Consider the following 17,705-nt stretch of genomic DNA (forward strand, 5'->3'; position numbering starts at 1 on the left):
CGACGGGACGCCGCCGCGTGGCCCCAGGCGTGAGCCCGAGGTCGGTTATTTCCCGTCAGTTTCCTGGATGAATCTGCGTAGCTCGCGTAAGAATGTGTCCGGCTGTTCTTCTGCGATCCAGTGGCCAGAGTCCTGGATGGCTCTAACCGTCACATTTTCGGCAACTTCCAACAGCATCTCTTCCGCGAGTGGCAGGAAGAAACTTGCCGTCCCACCCAGACCGAGTACCGGCATCTTCAGTTTCCCCTTCGCCGACAGCATCCGCCGGTTGTCATCCTCGTCCTTCCCGAACGCGCGATAGAGTTCGAGTCCCGCTCGCATTGCACCCGGCGCGGTGTAGTCGGCAACATATCTCTGTGCGTCGGCTAGTGAAATGGCATCGGGATTTGAACTCAGCCGAACATAGAACGAGCGAAGATAGGGAAACTCGCTGCCTGAGATCAGCAATTCAGCGACGTTGTCTGCAGCGCCGTGAAGATGAAAATGCCAGAGCTTTGCCTCGCTGAAACGGGTCGTTGCGACGCTCTGAAATGCTTTGGTGCCGGGGATCGGCGCTTCCATCAGTACAAGGCGCTCGACATCCTCTGGATAGAGGGTTGCGAACGCGTATCCGACCAGCATTCCCAGATCGTGACTGACGAGGGTGATCGGATTCGTTACGCCGAGATGAAGGAGCAACGCACGGATGTCTGCCGCCATCGTCTGCTTGTCATAACCGCTTGCGGGTTTCGAAGACCCTCCCGCTCCGCGATAGTCCGGAGCAACGACGAACCAGCCATCGTTACACAAAGGCTCCATGACGTGACGCCATTCCCACCATGTCTGAGGCCATCCGTGAAGCAACACCATCGTGCGATGGCTGTCGCTGTTGCCCGGAGGTAAGCCTGCGGTGACATAGTGGATTCGAACATCTTCGCGCTCGAACATGCTGTGGTGGACTCTTTGCATTCCATGCTCCTCGACGGAATCCATAACCTGAGTCTTCATAGTCCGCCCATCGGATCACATACTCAATAACGCCATGGACTCGATGCGGCATACGAAGGTACTACGTACCGCGACTCTCAACGCTTCTACATCAAAGCCAACGGACGCCAATGCTTATCATCGGCAGCGTGGCGTACTCAGAGACCGCACCCCTTAGGGGTCGGGCGATTCCGTTGATCACCTTGTGCCGGATAAGCAGCCTCAAAGCGTTTAGCCGACAACACAATAAATCCCGCGACAACAAGCGCCAGCACTCCGCTCAATGCTCCCGCAACGCCAACCTCGCGCAACCCTGCCCCATCGATCACCTTGCCGCCGACGACAGCCCCCAAACCAATACCGGCGTTGAAGATCGAGACATTGAGTGATGCCGTCAGGTCCTGCAATGCCGTGGGGGCTGAGCGAATCGTTCGAACGTGATTCGTCACAAAGCCAGCCGCGTGCGCTGCGCCCCAGATGGCAAGCGTCACCATCGCTACGACGCGGTGAGTGAGCAGGCCTGGAAAGGCGGCCATGGAAACAGCCGCGACGACGATAGCAACGACCGCCGAACGCAAAGGGTTGGAATCGACAAACCGCCCTGCAATCGCGTTCCCGACGATACCTGCGACGCCGAACCCCATCAGAATCCAGCCGGTCGATGTGACTGTGAAGTGTCCAAGCCTGGTCAGCATATCGGCGAGATAGGTGTAAGACGTGAACATCGCCGTCAATGCGAGCAGGGACATCGCAAGATTGGTCAAAATAAGCGGACAGGTCAGGATCTTGAGTGCGGAGACTCGCGTCTCGTCAGGATCGACGGTTATCCGGGGAAAGAAAAACCAGATCAGCAACGCTATGCATGCACAGACTGCGCCTCCTGCAGCGAATGCCATTCGCCATCCGAACTCGTCCGCCAGTATCGTGGTGATTGGCGAGCCCACTACGCTCGCCACGGCGACGCCTGAAAACACCGTCGCAATTGCGCTCCCCGCCTTGGCGGGACCAGCAATTTTCGCCGCAGTCGATGTAGCCATGCTCCAGTACACTGGCAGCGCCAATGCAGAGAGCACTCGCCCAACGGCAAGAAAAGCATAGTTGGGCGCAAGAGCAGCGATAGCCGCGCCAACCACAGTAACCCCCAATACGCTCGTGAACAGCAGTCGCCGTTCGACGTGCCGTAATGCGAGCGTGAGAAAGGGGCCCGTGATCGCGACCGTGAAAGCGAATGCGCTGACCAGCAACCCGACTTGCGAAACGGGCACGTTGAGGTCGTGAGCAATAAGCGGAAGGACGCCGATGATATTGAACTCGTTGGTCAGCATCGCGAAGGCTGCGGCAGCCAGAAGAGGAACGGCGAATTTCATGATCAAACCTCGTGCACGGTGCCGATCTGGCCGGAAACGCAACCGGATGATCCAATCAGACGACACACAGGAAATTTTGAACGGGAACATTCAGAACGGAATGAAACGGACAACGGGATAAAGAACGATCAGAATCTCGTACGCATGCCGACCGTCCCCACCACCTGATTGCTGCTGGACGACGCGCCGCCAGAACCGTTGATATACGCGAGGAAACCATGCCCTGATACATGCTGATACATCGCTTCTACGTAAACGTCGGTACGCTTCGAGAACGAATAATCTGCCTGCACATTGACCTGATTCCATTTCGGATCGGCGTCGAACGTTGTACTTTGAGTTACGTGTCCGGCCGTGTAGGTGTAAGACCCGCCCAGCGAGACCGAATGCGTGAGCGCGTATTTGACGTTTATCTCATAGTTGTCGAAGCGAACCATGCCGTTCCTGGAGCCAAACGAGAGCGTGTTCTGAAACTGACTGTGCGAATACGTGAAGCCCGCAATGACTGGCCCATACGCGTAGTTGACGGCTGCAGACGCCGTGCGTTGCACATCCGATCCGAGTGGAAATCCGCCGACTCCGTTTGAGCCAGATTCCGCTACGTCTATTGCGCCCGCAGAGGCACTGGTCGAATTGGCTCCGTTTATCTGCAGGTAAGCGGCTGCGATGTTCACCGGCCCTTTGCTGTAGAAAGCACCCAGGCTGTAAGCACGGTTGTTGGCGAAGCTCTGGTTGTTAGAGAAGGCGTACATGCCGCCAAACCGGAAGCCGCGAAAGTCGTCGCTGGTGTATTTCACGGCGTTGTTGATGCGAACCGAGTGATCGAAGTTGTCGTTATCAAACGGATGCGCGAAACCCACGTCACCCAAGGTACCCGATACGCCAGACAGCGGTTCGATAAAGTCGGTGATGAAGTCGTACTGGCGTCCTACCGTCAAGGTGCCGAACATGTCGCTCTTGATACCCACAAACGCTTGCCGGCCGAATAACCTGCTGTTCTGTGACAACTTGCCATTCTGCAGGTTGAAGCCGTTTTCCAGCACGAAGATGGCGTGCAAGCCACCACCAAGGTCTTCGGATCCGCGAAGCCCGAAGCGGCTTCCGCTAATCTCACCGCTGGTCGCCTGAAATAAGGAGCCGTGCGATGTGCCCTTCGTCACGTTGTTGGTGTACATGAAACCGGCGTCTATCAGGCCGTAAAGCGTGACAGCGCTTTGCCCATAGGCCACAGTCGTTGCAACCGCAGATAGTGCGAGAACAGCTATTCGTTTCATTTGGAACCTCACGTTGCGGTGTGATGGCTTTATCTATCGCGCGTCAGGTCCAGCGAAGCGTGGCCATGAGGTACGTCACCAGGTCGCGGCGAATGAGACATCTTCTTTTCAATCCGCATGACAGCCGAATTGCCGCGCGCGGTCGATCACGCCTTCGTATTGGCTGTCATACGTTGGTGTGATCGCAGGACGGATGTGAACCGTTCGGGGAAGTTGAGGTTGGCGCTGCCGGGCAGGTGTAACACCAAGGTATGCGATACCGAACCCATCGCGTCATTGAGCGCGACTTCGCATGGGTAGATGCTCTGTGCACACATCCCCACGCCCGGAGGTTTCGATGTTCTACACCAACCCCACCGACGGCTATCGCCTCGCATATCACAAGAATGGCTCAGGCAGGCCAGTCGTCATGATCCACGGGTCACCGGGCGACAGCCATGAATATGACAGGCTCGCTGCGCTGGTGTCCGCCCGCGCGATGACGATCGTCCCCGATCTGCGTGGCTTTGGACTGTCCGACAAACAACTCGATAACGGCAGCGATGTCTTCTCGCGAGACGGCCAGGTCAAAGCCGTCATCGCGTTGATGGATGAACTCGAACTCACCGACGCTATCCTCGTCGGCTATGACATCGGCGGCTTCACTGTGCAGGGCGTCGCACATAAGCGGCCTGATCTGGTTGCGGCGCTCGTGCTCGCCCCGCCGATTCCGGGCGTTGGAAGACGCATCCTCGAAGTATCGCCCGTGAATGAATTCTGGCACGCGACGTTCTTTCGGACCACGCTTGTCGAACAGGTCTTCGATGGCAACCCGGACGCTATCCGCGCTCTGCTGAAGATTCACCTCGACGGCTGGTCGGGTCCCGGTTCGACGGTCACCGACGAACTGCTCGACAACATGGTGAAAGGCTGCTCAGCGCCAGGCGCTTTCACCGCGAGCGTGTCCTGGTTCCGTCACCTGGAAAGCAATCCCGTCTCGGGCTACGCAGCCGAAATCGTGCCGGACATCGGCGATCGCTTCGACAAACCCGTATCGATTCTGTGGCCTGAATGTGATCCGCTTTTCCCCGTTGCATGGTCTGATCAGATCGACCGGTTCATGAGCAATTTCTCGCTCAAGTTCATGCCGGGTGTCGGGCATTTTTCGCCGACAGAGGCACCCCAACTGTTCGCAGCAGAAATCTTTGCGCATCTGTCCGGCGAATGGCGCGCCGACACCGCGCGCCGATGAATTGTCGCGACAAGATCTGCGCTTCAGTGAACCCCATGTTTTCAGTCCTCGCCCTCGCCCTTGCACCGACGTTCTTCGTCATGGCATTGGGTTATGGCGCCGGTAAAACCGGTCACATCAATAACTCACACGTGAAGGAACTCAACACCGTGGTGATGAGCTATTGCCTCCCGGCCTCTTTGTTCGTCGCAACTGCAACGTCGAAGTGGTCGGACCTGATTTCGCAGTGGCCGATCCTGCTGTCGCTGAGCATCACCATGATGGGGGTCTATCTTCTCTGGTACGTTTATCAGCGCTGGGCACGTCGACAGAACTCGAGCGAAGCAGCGCTTCAGGCATTGGCCGTCGGACAGCCAAACTATGCCGCCGCGGCGTTTCCCGTCATTACTGCCTTGTTCGGCGCAGAGCATCTTTCTACGGTAGCAGTCGGCATCGCTGTCGGATCGTTGTTGCCGTCACCTTTGACGCTGGCGCTGCTCGAACTGGACAGACCTCCGGAAAAGCCGCACGGCATCAACGCGACAGCTGAGAAGTACGTTGTCGGCGCCAGCCCCAGGGCGGCCGCGCTGACACAGATCGTCACAGCCGCCCGCCACGCGCTTTCCAAGCCGATCGTGCTCGCCCCTGTGTTCGGCATGCTCGTATCGCTGAGCGGATGGCACTTGCCCGACGTCGCGGCTGCATCGTTGCGAGAGATCGGTGTTGCGGCGGGCGGCATGGGGCTGCTGGTCACAGGCGTCGTGCTGTCGCAAAGCAGATTCAGGCTGACGCTCAATACAGCCTTCGGGGTCGGCGTTTCGAACATCGCGCAGGCACTGCTCGCCTTCCTGATCTGCCGTGCCGTCAACGCATCTGCCGACATCACGCGCCTCGCGGTCATTATGGCGGCCCTTCCTTCCGGCTTCTTCGGCATTCTTTTCGGTAATAGCTACGACCGTATCTCGGGCGAAGCGAACTCGACCATCATCGCCAGTACCCTGTTTTCCGCGCTCACTTTGGCGGTAGCGATCGCATGGTCCTACACCTACGGTGGCTGACGGGCCACCTTTTTTCCCGTCTTCCAGAAAGGAGCGATTCAAGTGAGTAAAACCATTCTTATCACGGGCGCAGGTTCGGGTCTCGGCGAAGGCGCAGCCATTGGGCTCGCGAAAAACGGGCATACCGTCATCGCGACTGCAGAGTCCTGGCCGCAAGTCACGGCGCTTCGCGACAAGGCTGCCGCGATGGACCTGCCGAACCTGACGGTCACCAAGCTCAACATGCTCGATCCGTATGACATCGGGCACGCGGCGAAGCTCGAATTCGATGTCCTGGTGAACAACGCCGGCATTGCTGAAGGTGGTCCGGTTGCGGAAATTCCCATGCCGCTCGTCAAACAGAATTTCGAAGTGAACGTGTTTGCTCTACTGGATCTGACTCAGCGTGTGGTGCGTCGATGGGTCCGATCTCAGGTCAAGGGCAAAGTCGTGTTCATCTCGTCGATTGTCGGGCTCGTCAGCCCCGGCATGATCGGCACCTACTCCGCGACCAAGCACGCAGTTCAGTCGATCGCCGAATCGATGCAGGACGAGCTGAAGGAATTCGGCATTCAGGTGCAGACCATCAACCCTGGTCCGTTCTTTACTGGCTTCAATGAGCGAGGCGTGGAGGCGGCTTATCGTTGGCTCGATGACGACATCAACTTCACGAGTCGCGCTTCGTACAAGGCACAAACAGACGCACTGCTCGACAAACCGGAGATGCGCCTCGACCCCGACGACATGATCGGCAAGATGGTCGAACTGATCCCCGCCGACACGGGCCCGTTCCGGACGATCTACCCGAAAGACACGGCCGACTGGGCCGTCGCCGCAGAGCAGGCGATGTTGACACGAACGATCTGAGGTCCAGGCAGACGAGGTGCGATATGAGCGTACATCCAATCCACACCGACAAGGTGAACTCAACCCGACGCACGCTATTGTTCGGCGCGCTGGCAGGGACTGCACTGCTTGCGATGGCGCCAATGCGGACCTGGGCAGCCTCCAATGCCAGTCTGGCGGGGATCAAGGCACTGACCTTCGACATGCAGGGGACCGTGTTCGATTTCTATGATCCCGTGGTGCAAAGAGCGCAGGCAATTGGCCGCAAGTACGGACTCCCCGACGACTGGGCGGCAACGTTGCCCGGCGACTGGAGCGGTGGCGCGCACGACATCATCGTCGACATCTCGGCCGGCCGGCGTCCCTGGACCTCGAACACCGAGGTCTACCGGGAAGCGTTGCTGCCGCTGCTCGCGAAGCGCGGCGTCGGTGATCGTCTATCGGACACAGACCGGGATCAGCTACTCGGCGAATGGGGAAAGATGGTCCCGTGGCCAGACTCTGTGGCGGGTATTACCCAGCTTCGCCGCAAATACACGCTGTCCACGCTGACTAACGCGTCGATGTCGCAAATGACCGCGCTGGTCAAAGACAGCAAGCTCCCCTTTGATGAGGTTCTGACGGGAGAACTGAGCCACGCTTTCAAACCTGACCCCAAGGTCTATCAATCGGCCGTCGACTACACCGGCTTCCAGCCCGATCAGCTGTTGATGGTTTCCGCGCACAAGTGGGATCTCCATGCATCGAAACAGGCCGGCTTTCACACGGCGTATGTGCCACGACCACTCGAACTGGGACCTGGCCATGCGGCGGACCGAAAACCGGAGAACTTCATCGACATCATCGCCGACGACCTCGTCGATCTGGCCAACAAGCTCGGAAGCTAGACAGTCGGGCGACCCGGAAAGACTGGCAACAGCGGCCGTGAAGCATCGTTGATGCGCTGACGCGGCCGTTGCGGTTACCGCTCGGCACAGACACGCTGAAAGCTATCGAGGAGAAGAACACCTGCGTGGTGACCGAAACGAAGACGTGGGAAACGCTGTCGGCTTCCACCGACTTTCCCGCCTGAACAGAGCTTTCGTTGGATATCTTCGAAGAATGCGACAGCGTCGCTGCAAGAGCAACGGCGCTGTTGTTGTTTTGAGGTCGAGCTATCAATCCTCGTGGACGGGCAAAGTGAATTGAAACGTCGCCCCTGCTCCGGCATCGGTGGAAATCCACAACCGCCCGCCATGTGACTCGACGATCGAACGACTGATCCGAAGGCCCATACCCGTGCCATGCGGCTTCGTCGTGAAAAATGGGTCGAAAATCTGTTCCGCCAGTTGAGGCGGCACGCCCGTTCCGGTGTCCCTGACTGATACGAGGATGTCTTCGCCGGTACGCTCGGCTGTGACAGCGATCTCTCTTGAGCCATCGATATCCTTCATCGCTTCTATGCCGTTGAGGATCAGATTCATCGCAACCTGCTGCAACTGCACGCGATCGCCGACTACGCGAGGGAGACCCGACTCCAGATCGACTCGCACCGTGATGTCGTAGCGCTGAATCTCACCGCGTAACAAGCCAACGGTGTCGTAAATGATCTCACCGACTTCGAAGACTTCACGATTCAAAGCCCCCTTTTCGAACTGTTTGCGGATCCTGATGACAATATCCGCGGCCCTACGTGCGTCTTCCACCATATTGGCGGCTGCCGCACGCGCCTCTTTCGTATGCGGCCTGTCTCGCGAAAGCCAACGCAAACAGGCGCTCGCGTAGGCAACCGCGCCCGAAATCGGTTGACTGACATCATGGGCTAACGACGCAGCCATTTCTCCCATGGTCGTCGCGCGATTGATGCGCGCGAGATCCACCATCGCCTGGCGTAAGCTTTCTTCTGCCCGCTTGCGTTCCGTCACATCACGAACTGCGCCGACAAACTCGAGGTTGCCAATGCTCACCGCCTGACCCGATGCGGGGATATATTTGATTCGTCCATCCGGCATCAGAAAGCGATGTTCGCTGTCGAAGTTCTTCTTTTCCGTCCTTGAAGCTTCGAGCGCAAGACGAACCGCATCCCGATCTTCAGGATGAACGCGCTGCAATACGAGTTCGACGGAAGGTTGAACGTGTCGATCGTACTCGATGATGTTATAGCCCTCTTCGGACCAGTAATACTCGCCACCTGTCACATTCCAGCCAAAGCTTCCTGTGTGACTGATCTTCTGTCCTTGCGCCAGAAAGGCTTCACTACGTTGCAGGTCAGAATAAAGTGTCGCGTTCTCCAATGAAATCGCCGCTTGAGACGCAAGCAGTTGCAATAGTTCGACACGGTCCGATGTGAAAACGCCCGCCGCCAGGCTGTTTTCCAGGTAGAGAGCGCCGATCAGTTTCCCCTGCTTCACAATCGGCAAGCACAATACGGATCGCGAGCGCCTCTGCCGCACATAGTCGTTTTCTGAGTAGTAAATGTCGCTTGACGCATCATCGAGCAGAACACGCTGCTGAGTGCGAATGACATAGTCCAGCGCTGATTGCGGCAGATCTGACGACGTGACGATGGCTTGACGCACCACCACATCAATACCTCCCGCCTGACTCGTCGCTTCGGCCTCGATCCGCGGCTCACTGCCCTGCCCGGCGCTACGAAGCAAGATGAGCAAGCCGCGCGCTGCGCCCGCATTTTCCACCGCGAGCCGGACCAGTTTTTCGATCAGGCTCGGTAGAACCATTTCGCTCGACAGTGTTTGCGAAACCTTGATGACCGTGGCCAGATCGAGAAGCGAGTAAGGCGCCATGATCCTGCCACTGAAGGCGGGAGTCGTCACGTCGTCATTGATCCACGGGTATAACTTTTCCAGTTGCTCGACCTTGCCAGTCGCGCCCCAACTCAGATAGCATCGGCGAGCATCGCGTAGATACGTACGTGCAATCTTGTCAAATCCCCGTGCCGCATAGAAGCGCCCTGCAAGCTCGTTCGCTGTTGCCTCGTTATGCACAAAACCATTCGCACCGGCCGAGCGAATGGCTTTTTCATAAGCGTGCTCGGCATCGAGAAAACGCCCCTCGATACGGGCAATTTCCGCCTTCACCAGTTCCGTGCAGTTCTCGAAATTCTCGGGGCAATTCCTTTCCCATATCTCGAGCTGACGATGATGTCGGGCGAGTGCCTTCGCGTGCTCCTGTTGCAAATCTTCGGTCGCGTCGTCGATGGCACAGGCTCTCGCTAGCGCGCCATAAAAGTGATATTCCACCACCTCAAAGTAAGAATGAGACTTTTCAAAGAGTCGCGCCGCATTGTCGGATGCATTGATTGCACCTACATAGTCGCCGGCAAAGAAGCGCGCTTGCGACTTGCGAATCCAATACCAGCACTCGGGTCTCGCTAACGTCGCGTTTCCAGACAAATGACGCTCGAATCGAAGTTCATCAAAACTACCGGTGTTAAAGGTTCCAAACCTGCTGGTAAGGCCGCGAAGTGTGCGGATAAACATGATCTGTGTCGTGATCATGCTGACGACACGACCAAACTTCAGCTTTTCCGCGAATGCCAGGCCCGTTTCCGCTTCCCGCTGAACCTCGGACAAGGCGTCTCCCGCTGCAAGCATATTGGTATACAGGTTATTGCAGCTATATGCTGCAAACGTCAGATCGCCCGATTCGATCGCGGCGTCAAATGCGCGACGAATCAGCTCCCGTCCTGCCTTCATATGGCATCGCCAAGGCATGATCAGATTTCCGAGCCGCATGTAAACGCGCGCTCGAAACCTGCGCAGGTTGTATTTTTCGACCAGCTCATAACTGAGTTTCCCGAGCTGGAACCCCGCCTCATAGTTGCCAAACCGGGGACCAGCGAGATGACCTAACGTGACGTACGCGAACGACGACGCGTCACTGTTGCCGTAGTCCAGACTCATTCCAACCATCCGGCAAAGGATGAGGGCGTGCAGGTTCTCATCCGTGAACTGCGCCGTTGTGACTGCTTCGGTGAACACATCCAGAATGTCGAGCAAATCCGCGTTGTCCACCAGGGGTAAGTCGACCAGGTTTTCGATCCGCCTTGCATTCACCAACGCCCAGATCCGGTTGAACTCCGCTGACACCTCGTCGCCAGATGGATGCGGTGACCATTGCTCACCGCGACGTCGCAGATAGCCAATGAATACGTCGACGCCGCTATGACTGCGATCCAGGAGGTTGTAGAGCGTCAGGCGCAAACGCGTGATTAGCGCTATGTCGCGTGTACTCCTTGCCCGTCCTGCAAGCATCGAGAGCCGCGCTTCAGCTGATGCCAGATCGGCCTTCTGTACATCACACTCCGCAAGAAGACTTTCGATTGCAAAGATAACCCCGTCGTTTCGGCTCCACGTTTCGTCCGTCAATAGTTCGCGCCCTGCTTTGAGGTATCCGATCGCCGATCCATATGTGGTCGACATCCTCGCACGTCGCGCAGCGATGAGATTCAATTGTGCAATGCGCTCGCGCTCCTCAATCGACGCAACCAGATGGGCACCGCGATTGAGCTGGTTGACGATCTCGAAGATATGCTCATCCAGCGCTTCTTGCGAAACGCGCGACGCCATTAACATGCCGATCCGCAGATGCGCCTCCGCTCGCATGCTTTGAGGAATCAACGAGTAAGCTGCTTCCTGCACGCGATCGTGAACAAAGCGATAAGCGTCTTCATGCTGCAGAATAAGACCCATTCGAACAGCCTGCCAAAGCTGGCCATGCAGGTCATCAATTGATTCGTTGTATACCGCTCGTAGCGTCGCGAAGTCGGCGCCAATTCCAAGGCAGGCAAGCTGCCGAAGTGCCTTCTGCGTCTGCGTCGGCAACAGATTCAGCTTCGCCACCATCAAGTCGACAACGTTGTCGGTATAACCCTTGGCGTGAATGCGATTCAGATCCCAATCCCATTGAGCTTGACCGTGGTCGAAGACGAGCAGTTCTTCCTCGAACATTGCGTAAATGAACTGGACGACAAAGAACGGATTGCCGCGCGTCTTCGCCTCCACGAGTTCCGCTAGTGGACCTACACGCACCCTCTCGCCATGTAGCGAGTCCGCCAGCAACGCTTCGAGATCATGATGCGCCAACGGCGCAAGCACGATGTCGTGCGCAGTCACACCCGATCTGCGGATCGCATCCAGTTTCCGCTTGAGTGGATGCTCCGGCTGCACCTCGTTATCGCGGTAAGCGCCGATTAAAAGAAGCCGCTCCACATCGGATTGCGTGATGAGGTCTTCGATTACATCGAGCGTTGCCATGTCAACCCATTGCAGATCGTCAAGAAAAAGCGCTAACGGATGGTTCCGCGTAAAGACGCTGATGAATCGCCGAAAAGCCAGTTGAAAACGGCTTTGTGCGTCTCTGGCCGCAAGCGCTGGAACAGGCAACTGCTCGCCAATGACGAGTTTTAGTTCTGGAACGAGATCGACCATCAGCTGACCATTCGGACCGAGCGCCTCGCGGAATGCCACACGCCACTGGTTGAGTTCTTCTTCCTCTTTCGAAAGGATCTGGCGGATCAGGCTCTGAAACGCCTCTGCGAGCGTCGCATAGGGAATGTCGCGCTTATATTGGTCGAATTTTCCTGATGTGAAAAAGCCGCGCGGCGGCACGAGCGATTTATGAAGCTCATTGACCACGGAAGATTTGCCGACGCCAGAATAGCCGGATACAAGGACGAGTTCTGGCCTGCCTCCGGCGGTCGTCCGCTCGAATGCTCCGAGAAGGGCTTCGATTTCCGATTCACGCCCGTACAGCTTTTCTGGAATTAGCAGCCGGTCGGGTATGTCGCTTTCACCGGTTGGGAACGCATCGATGCGTCCGTGCGCCTCCCACTGCTCCAGACACCGCCTGAAGTCCCGCTCGACACCTATGGCTGTCTGATAGCGGTCTTCGGCCGTTTTAGCGAGCAGTCGCATGATGATGGCCGAGACAGCGGAAGGCATGACTGCCCCCTCTCCATCGGGCATGCGCGGTTGCCTTGCAACGTGACAATGCACCCACTCCATCGGGTCGGAAGCAGCGAATGGCAGAACGCCAGTGAATAGCTCGTACAGCGTGACGCCGAGAGAATACAGATCGCTGCGGGAATCGACGGAGCGATTCATCCGCCCCGTCTGTTCGGGCGACATGTAGGCAAGCGTGCCCGCAACGATTTCAGGCGGCACAGGCGCCATACGCTCGCGCGGCAGCCGTGATGCGATACCAAAGCCCATCAGCCATGCGCGCCCGGAACTGTCGATCAGCGTATTTGCTGGCTTGACGTCGCGGTGTATAAGACCCCGCCGGTGAACCTGGCCCAATGCCGCCAGCAGCCCGATTGCGATGCGCAGGCAGCGCGTCAGACCGGGCGCATCGTCTTTTTTCCGTGCAATGATCTGATCTAGTGGCTCACCACCTGGATCTTCAAGAATGAGTGTCACCCGCTCCCGATAGCTGGTCAGCGCAATCGGGCGGGCCGCCCATGCTCCATCGAGTTCGGGCGCGAGCGACCATTCGTGTTCGAGCCGCTGCAGAATGTGTGACGCTGGCTGAGCGACGGCGGCAGCGAGCGCGACGACGGGCGCCGAAGTGCGGGACTCCCTGCCACGGTAGAGCGTGAGCCCACCCTCTTCGCGAAGCGGCTCCAGCGTGTACCCGGAATCCTCTGCCATGGAGAATACCTGTCAGTCAGGAACAGGACGCGTTGCTGTCATGGTGAGAGCAACGCATCCTGGAGATTACGTAGCGTGCCGCAAATTCTTCGGTACAAATAGCACCAGGCCGGCGGCGATAAACAACGCGATTGAAATCCCGTACAGGCCAGAGCGCGAATTGTGGGTAGCCATACTTGCCGCACCAAAAGCATATTGGCTCGCGTAGGTGGCAAGGGACGCTACGGCATTGAGCGCACCGATACCGACCACGGCTGCCCGGCTGTTTAGATAAGTCGTCGTGTAAGCCCAAAACACGCTGACACACGACATGATTCCCGTGTATGCCAGCGACAACCCGCCTATTGCCACGTAAAAACTGATCCCGTCACGGGAAGCCACGAGTAAAGCGAAACCACTCACGCAGGCAGCGATCGCGTAGTGCCAACGGCGCTCGCGAAACCAGTCGGACGAATATCCCCATACGATCATTCCGATACTTGCGCACAGGTAGGGAATGGCGGTGACCAACCCATTCCGGCTAAACGTTCGCACGCCGAGGTCGTGAACAATCTGGGGCAGCCAATACGCGAAGCCGGCGACAGCGACACCCCCGATGACTTCGATGAAGGCGAGGATCAGAAACGTCTTCGATCTCAGCGCTTGCCGTATGTCGGATCGACGCCCAACCACCGGTTGCCCATCGGAATCCGATGCGAGAGACGTCGCTACCCGTTCCTTCTCGGCTGCAGTGAGCCACGTCGCGGATTGCGGTGTGTTCTCAATCAGAAAGTAGACCAGTATGCCGACAACAATCGAAGGAATACCTTCGATCAAAAACATCCATTGCCAACCTGCAAGGCCATTTACATTGTGCATGGTCTCGAGCAGATAGCCCGACAATGGCGCACATAAAACGCCCGCGACAGGAACAGCGGCAAGGAAAACAGCGATCATCCTTGCGCGAAGCACATCGGGAAACCAGTACGTCAAATACAGGTAAACGCCTGGCGCAAGTCCGCCTTCCGCAACACCCAGCAGGAATCTGAGCAGATAAATCTGCATTGGCGAGGAAATGCACATCATCAGCGACGAGACGATTCCCCAGGAAATCATGATGCGCGAAATCGTCGCCCGAGCCCCGATGCGTGCGAGAAGAAGATTGCTGGGAATGCCCGACACCAGATAACCGATAAAGAATATCCCCGCACCCATCCCGTACATCGCGTCGGTCAGTCCCAGTTCATGCGCAAACTGAAGCTTTGCGTACCCAATGTTGACGCGATCCATATAGGACAGCACGAAAATCAGGAACAGCACCGGCATGGTTCGCCAGACTATTTTCCTAAAGACTTGATCCGGCTCGCTCGAACGGGTCGAAGTGGGGTCTCCGGAAGGCACTGGCCGCCATTGAACATGCAACACGAGCCACCTCCTTCGCGGCGCCGCCTGAAAACTGGCATTGTGCAATGTGATTGCAATACGCCGGGATAGTATTGCAAATGCACAACTCTAGCGCCGTTCCAGACAGAGCACATCGGAAGTCTCATGACGTCTGCAAGTTTGCAGCCATGGGGAGCACGGTGAATAAATCGTGGCTCGCCGGCGCTTCAATGATGGCGATAACCAGCGGGGTGCTCGCACAGAGCGCTGTCACATTGTATGGATCGATCGATACGAGCCTGCTGCTGAACACGAATAACAACGGGGGCCGCACTATCAGCCTCAGCGATAACGGCATACAAGGCAACCGGGTTGGGCTGTTCGGAACAGAACGCCTCGGCAGCGGACTCAGTGCAATTTTCAGACTGGAGAACGGATTCAATGCGTCGACTGGCGTAATGGGACAAGGCGCTCGACTGTTTGGCGGTCAGGCTTATGTCGGCCTTGCCGGTAACTTTGGCTCATTGCTCGCCGGACGGCAATTGAATACAGACGTCGCGCTGATTGCACCGGACTTTGCTGCGGCGTCGCAATGGGCCGGCATCCTTGGCTCCCACCCGGGAGACGTCGACAACTTTTACGACACATTCCGGGTACCGGGCGCGCTGAAGTACATCGCGCCGAAAATCCGGGGCGTCAGTGTTCAGTTGCTGTATGCGCCGGGGGGCGTTGCGGGGCATATCACGCAGGGACAAGTCGCGTCGATCGCTGCGACATATGAAGTCGGGCCAGTGGTCGTGGGGGCCAGCTATAACAATGCGCAATCGCCCAATCAGGGACTGGCCGCCGGAACAGCAAACGTCAACACCCCAGTTACACCGGCTGGCGTCTATTTTTTGTCTCCCGTTGATAGCGGATTCGTATCTGCTCATACGTATCAGGTATTTTCGGGCGGCGCGTCCTACAATATCGGCTCAGCCATATTGGGCGTGCTCTACACAAATACCCAGTTTCGCGGCCTCGGCGACCTCAATTCCGGCCCCAACCCTCTTCAATACACCGGGAACGCGACATTCCAGAATGTCGAATTTAACGTTAGGTACTCGATTTCACCGTCGATGATCATCGGGTCTGCATACAACATCACCACCAGAAACAGCGTATCAACCGTTAATGATCCAAACGGTCTCGGTTCTGCGCGCTACATTCAGGCGACGATTGGTATTCAGTATTTCCTTCAGAAAACGACTTTCGTCTACGCTGAGGCGATGACGCAGAGAGCGTCCGGAGTCGATTCCACGGGACAAAGTGCCGTCGCTGCCAATAATTTTATCGGCCGGTCGTCCAACTCAAGGCAGAGTGCCGTGCGCGTAGGACTCAACGTTCACTTTTGAGCCACGCCTGTACGAGTCGCTATCAAACGTTCTTTCCCAATAGTTCGGCGATCAGTGCAAGCAGTTGCTCATCGTCTACCGGCTTTGGAAAGAATCCAGCCGCACCATCAGCAGTTGCGCGTGCCAATACGGCTTCCGTTGCGTACGCCGTAATGCAGATCACCGGCACGGGCGGCCTCCAAAGCTTGATGGAGCTAAGCAACGCAAAACCGTCGATACCGGGCATCTGGATATCCGTGATGACCAGCTGGAGCGTCGAGCGACGGGTATCGCCCAGAAGTTGCTCCGCCGAAGAATAGGCCGCGGAATGCCAGCCCTCTGCACGAAGCATGCTTGACAGGCCCATCCGGACAGATTCGTCGTCGTCGACCACGCCGATGACTGCGGAAGAGCGTTTTGCTTTCATCTCTGGTCCGGACACCGTTGGATGGATTCTGGGAGCTGAACCTATGGCAAGTTACAGTCCAGCAGTTGAAACGGCAATAAGACCTTCGAATGATGCAGATTCAGTGACGGTATCCTAGGAAGACTCACTTGAGGCTGACAATTGCGCACAGCACCTATGTGCAGGAGAAAAGCTACTCTGATTCCTGCTGGGACGGCAATACACGTTGCAGCATTTTGACCAGGTCGGCTACGGAGCGAACCTGAAGCTTGTGCATCGCGCGGCCCCGATGAATCTTGACCGTCACCTCGCTCAGCCCAAGCTGGTCCGCAATCTGTTTGTTCAGAAGCCCATCAGTGACCAGAACGATGACTTCCCGCTCCCGTGCGGTGAGCGACTCGTAAGCGTCCCGGATGTCAGCGGTGACCTGCTCTTTCTGGAGCGCGTCACCATCGCGTCGCAGGGCTGCCGTGACCGTGTCGATAAGCGTCTGATCTTTGAACGGCTTGGTCATAAAATCGAAGGCACCCGCTTTCATCGCCTTCGTGGCCATCTCGATGTCACCGTAGCCCGTCAAAAACACAATCGGAAAGCGTATCTTTTTCCTGACCGATTCCTCCTGCAGAGCCAACCCGCTTCCTCCCCGCAGGCGAATATCCAGGATAAGACAACTCGGCACCTCGGGCTTTTTCGCAGCAAGGAACTCATCCGTAGATTCAAACGCTCGAACCTGAAGCCCTACCGAAGCAAGCAGCGTGGTTAATGACCCCCGAATTGAAGGATCGTCATCGACCACATAGACGAGCGAGCCGGGTACCGCTTCGTGGCCAGCTCGAATGGCATCGTGTTTCATCATCGAAGACCGGAATGTGTACGGACAGAGATCACTTGTCAGCGTTTAATATGGTACGCAATCCCGTCCCCCGATGCCACAATAGGGCTCTCGACGCTGTGTTTCGAGCGTTTCGCGAGCGTCTACGGATGCACACTCGTTCATGAGATTGTCATCAGCAGATAGAAATCGAACCGTCTGACCTATCGAGAGCGAGCCGTCTGGTTTCCAATGCTACGTCGCTGACGCCGATCAGGCAGCAGCAATCTGGAAAAGATGCTTTTCGTTACTGCTCTATGGCTGCTGACGAAGATCCATCAGTGCTAGCATGGTCCTTGCCATACTCTCAGGCGGCGCTCGTTTTTCACCGGGATGCGCGTGA

At 57.1% G+C, this 17,705-nt stretch carries 12 protein-coding genes and 1 pseudogene; 6 read left to right on the forward strand and 7 right to left on the reverse strand.

Features of this window, described 5'->3' with window-relative positions; all coding sequences use genetic code 11:
• Positions 1 to 45: 45 nt before the first annotated feature.
• The 3 genes from DK391_RS06980 to DK391_RS06990 form a co-directional block, all read right to left on the reverse strand.
• Positions 46 to 972 (reverse strand): alpha/beta hydrolase, encoded by a 927-nt coding sequence (locus tag DK391_RS06980; RefSeq protein WP_204117304.1) that lies wholly within the window; start codon positions 970 to 972, stop codon positions 46 to 48.
• A 152-nt stretch (positions 973 to 1,124) separates the two neighbouring features.
• Complete coding sequence (locus tag DK391_RS06985; RefSeq protein WP_162600717.1) at positions 1,125 to 2,333, reverse strand: MFS transporter; 1,209 nt, start codon at positions 2,331 to 2,333, stop codon at positions 1,125 to 1,127.
• Positions 2,334 to 2,461: 128 nt separating this feature from the next.
• Positions 2,462 to 3,607 carry a porin gene (locus DK391_RS06990; protein WP_109477270.1) on the reverse strand — a complete coding sequence of 382 codons (1,146 nt, stop codon included), beginning with the start codon at positions 3,605 to 3,607 and terminating at the stop codon, positions 2,462 to 2,464.
• A 337-nt stretch (positions 3,608 to 3,944) separates the two neighbouring features.
• On the opposite strand from DK391_RS06990, the gene DK391_RS06995 reads away from it, so the two are divergent.
• From DK391_RS06995 to DK391_RS45225, 5 genes and pseudogenes are all read left to right on the forward strand, one after another.
• Positions 3,945 to 4,838 (forward strand): alpha/beta hydrolase, encoded by an 894-nt coding sequence (locus DK391_RS06995; protein ID WP_162600718.1) that lies wholly within the window; start codon positions 3,945 to 3,947, stop codon positions 4,836 to 4,838.
• A gap of 35 nt (positions 4,839 to 4,873) precedes the next feature.
• Complete coding sequence (locus tag DK391_RS07000; protein ID WP_162600719.1) at positions 4,874 to 5,875, forward strand: AEC family transporter; 1,002 nt, start codon at positions 4,874 to 4,876, stop codon at positions 5,873 to 5,875.
• A 42-nt stretch (positions 5,876 to 5,917) separates the two neighbouring features.
• A complete protein-coding gene (locus DK391_RS07005) occupies positions 5,918 to 6,721 on the forward strand; it encodes an SDR family oxidoreductase (protein WP_109477273.1) in 804 nt (267 codons plus the stop codon).
• A 23-nt stretch (positions 6,722 to 6,744) separates the two neighbouring features.
• The gene (locus DK391_RS07010) at positions 6,745 to 7,587 is read left to right on the forward strand and encodes a haloacid dehalogenase type II (RefSeq protein WP_239482733.1); all 843 of its coding nucleotides are present in this window, start codon (positions 6,745 to 6,747) and stop codon (positions 7,585 to 7,587) included.
• Between the two features lies 1 nt (position 7,588).
• A pseudogene (locus DK391_RS45225) lies at positions 7,589 to 7,772 on the forward strand (short-chain dehydrogenase/reductase); the annotation flags it as partial.
• Between the two features lie 85 nt (positions 7,773 to 7,857).
• Here DK391_RS45225 and DK391_RS07020 read toward each other — a convergent pair.
• Together DK391_RS07020 and DK391_RS07025 are read right to left on the reverse strand one after the other, a co-directional pair.
• Positions 7,858 to 13,350: an ATP-binding sensor histidine kinase gene (locus DK391_RS07020; protein WP_109477274.1), complete on the reverse strand. Its 5,493-nt coding sequence runs from the start codon at positions 13,348 to 13,350 to the stop codon at positions 7,858 to 7,860.
• A 66-nt stretch (positions 13,351 to 13,416) separates the two neighbouring features.
• Complete coding sequence (locus DK391_RS07025) at positions 13,417 to 14,655, reverse strand: MFS transporter (protein ID WP_109477275.1); 1,239 nt, start codon at positions 14,653 to 14,655, stop codon at positions 13,417 to 13,419.
• A gap of 257 nt (positions 14,656 to 14,912) precedes the next feature.
• Between DK391_RS07025 and DK391_RS07030 the strand changes: the two genes are divergently transcribed.
• A complete protein-coding gene (locus tag DK391_RS07030; RefSeq protein WP_162600720.1) occupies positions 14,913 to 16,106 on the forward strand; it encodes a porin in 1,194 nt (397 codons plus the stop codon).
• A gap of 22 nt (positions 16,107 to 16,128) precedes the next feature.
• Here DK391_RS07030 and DK391_RS07035 read toward each other — a convergent pair whose 3' ends face one another.
• The gene (locus tag DK391_RS07035; RefSeq protein ID WP_109477277.1) at positions 16,129 to 16,512 is read right to left on the reverse strand and encodes a response regulator; all 384 of its coding nucleotides are present in this window, start codon (positions 16,510 to 16,512) and stop codon (positions 16,129 to 16,131) included.
• 172 nt (positions 16,513 to 16,684) lie between these two features.
• Entirely contained in the window at positions 16,685 to 17,347 is a 663-nt protein-coding gene (locus DK391_RS07040) for a response regulator (RefSeq protein WP_343225328.1), read from the reverse strand.
• Positions 17,348 to 17,705: the final 358 nt, after the last annotated feature.

The sequence above is a fragment of the Paraburkholderia sp. C35 genome (assembly GCF_003121405.1).
Lineage (GTDB): Bacteria > Pseudomonadota > Gammaproteobacteria > Burkholderiales > Burkholderiaceae > Paraburkholderia.

What these genes read in the sequence shown, in the direction of transcription:
- DK391_RS06980 (WP_204117304.1), bottom strand. Translation starts at nt 972, where the DNA reads ATGGATTCCGTCGAGGAGCATGGAATGCAAAGAGTCCACCACAGCATG.
- DK391_RS06985 (WP_162600717.1), bottom strand. Translation starts at nt 2,333, where the DNA reads ATGAAATTCGCCGTTCCTCTTCTGGCTGCCGCAGCCTTCGCGATGCTG.
- DK391_RS06990 (WP_109477270.1), bottom strand. Translation starts at nt 3,607, where the DNA reads ATGAAACGAATAGCTGTTCTCGCACTATCTGCGGTTGCAACGACTGTG.
- DK391_RS06995 (WP_162600718.1), top strand. Translation starts at nt 3,945, where the DNA reads ATGTTCTACACCAACCCCACCGACGGCTATCGCCTCGCATATCACAAG.
- DK391_RS07000 (WP_162600719.1), top strand. Translation starts at nt 4,874, where the DNA reads ATGTTTTCAGTCCTCGCCCTCGCCCTTGCACCGACGTTCTTCGTCATG.
- DK391_RS07010 (WP_239482733.1), top strand. Translation starts at nt 6,745, where the DNA reads ATGAGCGTACATCCAATCCACACCGACAAGGTGAACTCAACCCGACGC.
- DK391_RS07020 (WP_109477274.1), bottom strand. Translation starts at nt 13,350, where the DNA reads ATGGCAGAGGATTCCGGGTACACGCTGGAGCCGCTTCGCGAAGAGGGT.
- DK391_RS07025 (WP_109477275.1), bottom strand. Translation starts at nt 14,655, where the DNA reads ATGCCGGTGCTGTTCCTGATTTTCGTGCTGTCCTATATGGATCGCGTC.
- DK391_RS07035 (WP_109477277.1), bottom strand. Translation starts at nt 16,512, where the DNA reads ATGAAAGCAAAACGCTCTTCCGCAGTCATCGGCGTGGTCGACGACGAC.
- DK391_RS07040 (WP_343225328.1), bottom strand. Translation starts at nt 17,347, where the DNA reads ATGATGAAACACGATGCCATTCGAGCTGGCCACGAAGCGGTACCCGGC.